Annotated in this window: 6 protein-coding genes; 4 read left to right on the top strand and 2 right to left on the bottom strand. The window is 33.9% G+C overall.

Annotation, left to right across the window (positions count from 1 at the left end; translation table 11 throughout):
• Positions 1 to 2 precede the first annotated feature (2 nt).
• Positions 3 to 86, top strand: coding sequence for an ORF6N domain-containing protein (locus tag QZ136_RS13465; RefSeq protein ID WP_363245304.1), 84 nt, complete (start codon positions 3 to 5; stop codon positions 84 to 86).
• Positions 87 to 147: 61 nt separating this feature from the next.
• Here QZ136_RS13465 and QZ136_RS11710 read toward each other — a convergent pair whose 3' ends face one another.
• Positions 148 to 327, bottom strand: a complete 180-nt coding sequence (locus tag QZ136_RS11710) for a hypothetical protein (RefSeq protein ID WP_291403738.1) — start codon at positions 325 to 327, stop codon at positions 148 to 150.
• 242 nt (positions 328 to 569) lie between these two features.
• Positions 570 to 1,769, bottom strand: a complete 1,200-nt coding sequence (locus QZ136_RS11705; protein ID WP_291403736.1) for a S41 family peptidase — start codon at positions 1,767 to 1,769, stop codon at positions 570 to 572.
• Between the two features lie 306 nt (positions 1,770 to 2,075).
• Here QZ136_RS11705 and msrA point away from each other — a divergent pair, with 306 nt between their 5' ends.
• The 3 genes from msrA to def all read left to right on the top strand — a co-directional run bounded on the left by msrA (position 2,076) and on the right by def (position 4,725).
• Positions 2,076 to 2,732 (top strand): peptide-methionine (S)-S-oxide reductase MsrA, encoded by a 657-nt coding sequence (msrA, locus tag QZ136_RS11700; protein ID WP_291403734.1) that lies wholly within the window; start codon positions 2,076 to 2,078, stop codon positions 2,730 to 2,732.
• Between the two features lie 96 nt (positions 2,733 to 2,828).
• Positions 2,829 to 4,058 carry a pitrilysin family protein gene (locus QZ136_RS11695; protein ID WP_291403732.1) on the top strand — a complete coding sequence of 410 codons (1,230 nt, stop codon included), beginning with the start codon at positions 2,829 to 2,831 and terminating at the stop codon, positions 4,056 to 4,058.
• Between the two features lie 94 nt (positions 4,059 to 4,152).
• Positions 4,153 to 4,725, top strand: coding sequence for a peptide deformylase (gene def, locus QZ136_RS11690; protein ID WP_291403730.1), 573 nt, complete (start codon positions 4,153 to 4,155; stop codon positions 4,723 to 4,725).
• Positions 4,726 to 5,006 lie beyond the last annotated feature (281 nt).

Below are 5,006 nucleotides of genomic sequence, written 5' to 3'. Positions count from 1 at the left end.
GGGTGATATTGGGGTACGAGGAGCAAGTAAAACGAAATAAAAACCGATTTCCTGAAAATTTCATGTTTCAATTATCTAAAAAATAGATTGAAGACATGGTATCGCATTTTGCGATACCAGCAGCTGTTAAACAAGGCTTCGAGAGCCTCAGCCAACGGGCATTGTTTTACCCTTCGTAAAACGCAATCCGAGCACTTTTGGCTTTTGTGTGTGATGGGTGTGAACTCCAAAGGAGTCCTTCGGAACAGCTGCCTTAGTCCAAAGGACTCCCATGGAGGGAAAAAATGGGCTTTTGTTTCTTTTGGCCTTCAAAAGAAAGAGATTCATTTTTTATGCGGATTTCGTATTAATAGAAAAATTGTAGTTGTAATGATTATTTTTCCGCTCATAACCGAAGAATCCATTTCAGGATTCTTTGAATTTGTAATATTAGGAATTACAAGAATGTTACGGTAGTTATTTATGATTAGCATAATCAATTAGAACAAAATTTCAGATACACCACTTAATCTTTCATCAATAACCTTCATTCGATACTTAATTGAGATAGAATATTCTCCTATCAAAGTTTATTTTTGATGGTTAATCATTCTAATTCCTTCTTTTATAAATTCGTCTTCGATGTCATCATTACATACTACTTTATATTTTGGTACAAATTTTTCTCTTGGATAACCTGTAATGTGTAAAACCTCAATATAAGAGTATTGATAACCATAATTAAAATTAGAGAACTTATAACTTTTAGTTGCACCTGCTAATTTCAACATTTCTGTACCAACTATTTTTCCAATACCGGTTCCATCAAATCCAGATGCTAAACCTTCTCCTACACTTCCTGTCCATCTCCCAACTAAAACAATTAATGGTTTGTTGTATTTAGGTTTTGTAGTTTTTATATAGTCATCAAAATTTTCTTGTTTGTTAATGTACTTCTGAAATATCATTTTTTTATTTGTGAAATGTCCCGCAATAGGGTATGCTATATTTGTGTTTCCACCGTCTACTGTGTTTCGTAAGTCCAAAATAATACCATTAGTTTCTTCTAGGTTGTTTAGGGCTTGTTTAAATTCTTCTTTAGTTTTTGTTTCTCCCAATGAATTATTTAAACGGATAACTCCAATATTGTCAATAATTTTGTAGGACAATAAATTGGTGTCTTTTCTAATCTTGATTTTATCAATATCTAATGTTTCTATTTTACCTGTTTTGGTTTTTAAAGTAACTATTCTCGGTTCATTTCGTCTTCCTGAAAGTATTTTATTCGAAATCCAAGTTCTTACCTCATTATTGTTTTTATTTTGACAATGTGTTGGGAATTTTTCAATTAACTCATTGAAATTAATTCCGTTAAATGTTAGTATCTCAGCATTAGTAATATTGATGTTCAATCCACTTTCTATTTGGTCTTTCCAAGTACTAGAAATTTCAGTTTTATCTCCTATTGTTGAAACAAAAATTGGACTGTAAAGCCTGTAAGAAAATTTGTTTGAAGTATTCAAATGAAGGTGTGAGTCATAAAACTCATCCAATATGTATTCAAAAAATAACAACACTTCTGTACTGTTTTTTATGCTGTCAATTTTTTGACTGTAATAGCTTTCAATACAATTTAAATCAACATCTTTTGTGTTATAATAAACATAGTTTGTTTCCAAATTTGACATTAATTTCTCAAAATCTTGTCTAACTTTTAATTTGTCAACAATATTCGTTTGTCCAAAAGCAACATTTCCTAATAGTAGAAAAAAGAGTATTAATCTGTTCATATTTTGTTTTCAGAGTCGTTCCATCAATTCGAACTTGAATCGAAAATTTAGGAAATCTTTTATTTTCACCTCCCTCAAATATATTATATCATTTAAATATTACCTAATAGTTAGTATATCAATATTTCCCCAGTAAAAAAAATCGCCTCGTGATTCGTGGGTCCTTATTAAGTTTTAATGAATTTGAATTTCACTCACAGCAAAATGTAAAAAAAGAAATCTAAGCCAATTTACAGTTGTCATGTATATGTCTGATTTTACGACCATTTCAGTCTATCCAGAAAGCTATTGCGTATATTTAAAAAAATGAAAAAAATGAAACGCTATCTATACATTATACCTGCTCTGTCAATTCTTTTGGTTTTATTTTCCTGTGATGCCATCTCACAGAAAAAATCAGATGTAAGAAAAGTAAAACTTATTACACCAAAAGGAAAAGCAATCGCAGCCTTTGCTGAAGGGTGTTTTTGGTGTTCTGAACATATATTTGAATCGGTAGCAGGGGTCGACTCGGCCATTTCGGGATATGCAGGCGGAAACGTACCCAACCCAACTTATGATTTAGTGAATACCGAAACAACCGGGCATGCAGAAACAGTACTCGTTTATTATAATCCTCAGGTAATTTCTTATGCCGAATTATGTAAAGTATTTTTTGCTTCGCATGATCCAACTACCCCAAATCAGCAGGGTCCCGATAAAGGCTCATCTTATCGATCCATCTTATTTTATAGTGGACCAACAGAAAAAGCCAGCGCAGAACAGTCTGTTAGAGATATTAGCCAATCAGGTAGGTTTAAAAAAGCAATAGTCACTGAATTAAAACCATTAACAGAGTTTTACAGAGCTGAAGAGTATCATCAAGATTATATTGAGCATAATCCTAATCAGGGATATGTTAGAGCCATTTCTATTCCGCGTTATAACTTATTTAAGAAAACTTATAAAGGCAAATTGAAATGATTATAGCCTGTTTAAAATTGATTTTTAAATAGCTAATTTAACCAGGCAATCAACAAATGATTTGATACTAAAATCAAATTTCTACCTTTAATTTATATGGATTATCAGGTTCACCAATTGCAAAACGGAATACGCGTTTTGCATAAAACAAGCCCTTCAAATATTTCCCATGCATGCATAATAATTAATGCTGGATCGCGTGATGAAGGTCATGCAAAGGATGGACTTGCCCATTTTATTGAACACCTTCTCTTTAAACAAACCGAGAAAAGAAATACCAACCAAATTTTAAACCGCTTAGAGCTTGTTGGCGCAGATTTAAATGCCTACACCACAAAAGAATATACTTGCGTTCACGCTTCCTTCTTAAAACCACATTTGGAAAGATCACTCGACCTTTTCGAAGATATCATCTTCCATTCTGTTTTTCCAGAGGAAGAAATGAAAAAGGAAAAAGAGGTTATTTTAGATGAAATTTCATCCTATCAAGATCAACCCGACGAAGCTATAAATGATGATTTTGAAGATCTACTGTTTGAAGGTCACTCTTTGGGAAGAAATATTTTAGGTACACCAGAATCCGTAAAAAGCTTCCAAAAAAAGGATATTCAACAATTTATGAAATCCAATTACCGCACAGATGAAATCATTGTTGGCATCTTTGGTGATTATAATTTCAAATCAATTATCCGCATCAGCGAAAAACTTTACGGAAAAATTCCGGCCAATCTTCCAGAACGCACACGTGAAAAAATAGGTCATTATACACCCCAAAATTGTGTTTTTGATAAGCCCATTAACCAAGCTCACTGCGTAATTGGTAAGCGTGCTTACTCATTTCATGATAAAAATAGGACCGCCTTTTTATTACTCAATAATTTATTAGGTGGGAATGGAATGAGCTCGCGACTCAATTTAGAAATTCGCGAAAAATATGGCATTGCCTATACGATCGAATCAAATTATACCCCAATGAGTGATACGGGCATCTTTTCTATTTACTTTGGTACCGATCCCGAGAAAACTGAAAAGGCCATAAAATTGCTCGAAAAAGAGTTAAAAAAACTCCGCGATCAAAAAATTGGTCCGATTCAATTACAACAGGCAAAAAATAAGTTCATCGGACAAATAGCTCTTGGTGAGGAAAATAGAATGGGATTAATAATTTCAATGAGTAAAAGCTTACTCGACTTTAACCGAGTAGATTCTTTGGAAGAGGTATTCGCTAAAATTAACAAAGTAAATGCGGCGCAATTACTTGAAATAGCCAATGAAATGTTTGAAACAAAAGATCTAAGCTCTTTGATATTTAATCCGAAAGATTAAAGTCCATCCGTTTAATTATACGCTTGATTAACATTTATTAGCTTTCAATGGTCTTCCAGTTTGTTAGCTCTAGAAAAGATTCTATTTTTGTATTATGAAATTACCCATTGTTGCCTATGGAGACGCTGTGCTTCGTAAAAAAGCCACAGATATAAATGCAGAATACCCTGATTTAGAGGTATTAATCGCAAACATGTTTGAAACCATGTATGGTGCACATGGGGTAGGTCTGGCAGCTCCACAAATTGGATTAGCCATTCGTTTATTTGTAATTGATGCTACTTCCTTCGCGGAAGATGAACCCTCACTTAAAGACTTTAAAAAAGTGTTCATCAATGCCGAAATCTTAGAAGAAAGTGGCGAAAAATGGTCGTTCAACGAAGGTTGCTTGAGCATTCCCGATATTCGCGAAGATGTAGAAAGAAAAGAAAATGTGAGGCTTTCTTATTTTGATGAAAATTGGGTAAAGCATGAGGAAACTTTCAGCGGACTAGCAGCAAGGGTTATTCAGCATGAATACGATCATATTGAAGGTAAACTCTTCGTCGATAAATTAAGTCCCCTACGCAAAACCATGCTAAACAATAGATTAACATCTATCTCCAAAGGAATGGTGAAAGTGGATTATAAAATGAGATTTCCGGCGGTAAAAAAGGGGAGAAGGTAGTTAGTTGGTTAGTAGTTAGATGGTTAGATTAGCGACGTTTGCTACCTGGTGGCTGAGGTTCTCGAAGCCTCGTACTTGAAAGTAAAAATAGATTTGTCTTTGTCAGGCTAACGAAATTGGGATCAGTTTTCAGGTTATCAACACCCATGCTACTTACTCAAGCCTTTTGTCCTTACTCTTTGCTCCTTACTCAGATAAGAGTTGTCAGTTAGCCGTTGTCAGACTGGCGACATCTGAAATCCTACACCCTATCCTTAATCTTTGCTCCTAATTGTTTGGGA

The sequence above is a fragment of the Daejeonella sp. genome (assembly GCF_017495225.1).
Taxonomy (GTDB): domain Bacteria; phylum Bacteroidota; class Bacteroidia; order Sphingobacteriales; family Sphingobacteriaceae; genus Daejeonella.
The sequence above is the reverse complement of the archived record's forward strand: the minus strand, read 5'-3'. Positions and strand labels throughout refer to the sequence as shown.

Coding starts and splice junctions, on each gene's coding strand:
- msrA (WP_291403734.1), top strand. CDS start 2,076: ATGAAAAAAATGAAACGCTATCTATACATTATACCTGCTCTGTCAATT.
- QZ136_RS11710 (WP_291403738.1), bottom strand. CDS start 327: ATGAATCTCTTTCTTTTGAAGGCCAAAAGAAACAAAAGCCCATTTTTT.
- QZ136_RS11705 (WP_291403736.1), bottom strand. CDS start 1,769: ATGAACAGATTAATACTCTTTTTTCTACTATTAGGAAATGTTGCTTTT.
- def (WP_291403730.1), top strand. CDS start 4,153: ATGAAATTACCCATTGTTGCCTATGGAGACGCTGTGCTTCGTAAAAAA.
- QZ136_RS11695 (WP_291403732.1), top strand. CDS start 2,829: ATGGATTATCAGGTTCACCAATTGCAAAACGGAATACGCGTTTTGCAT.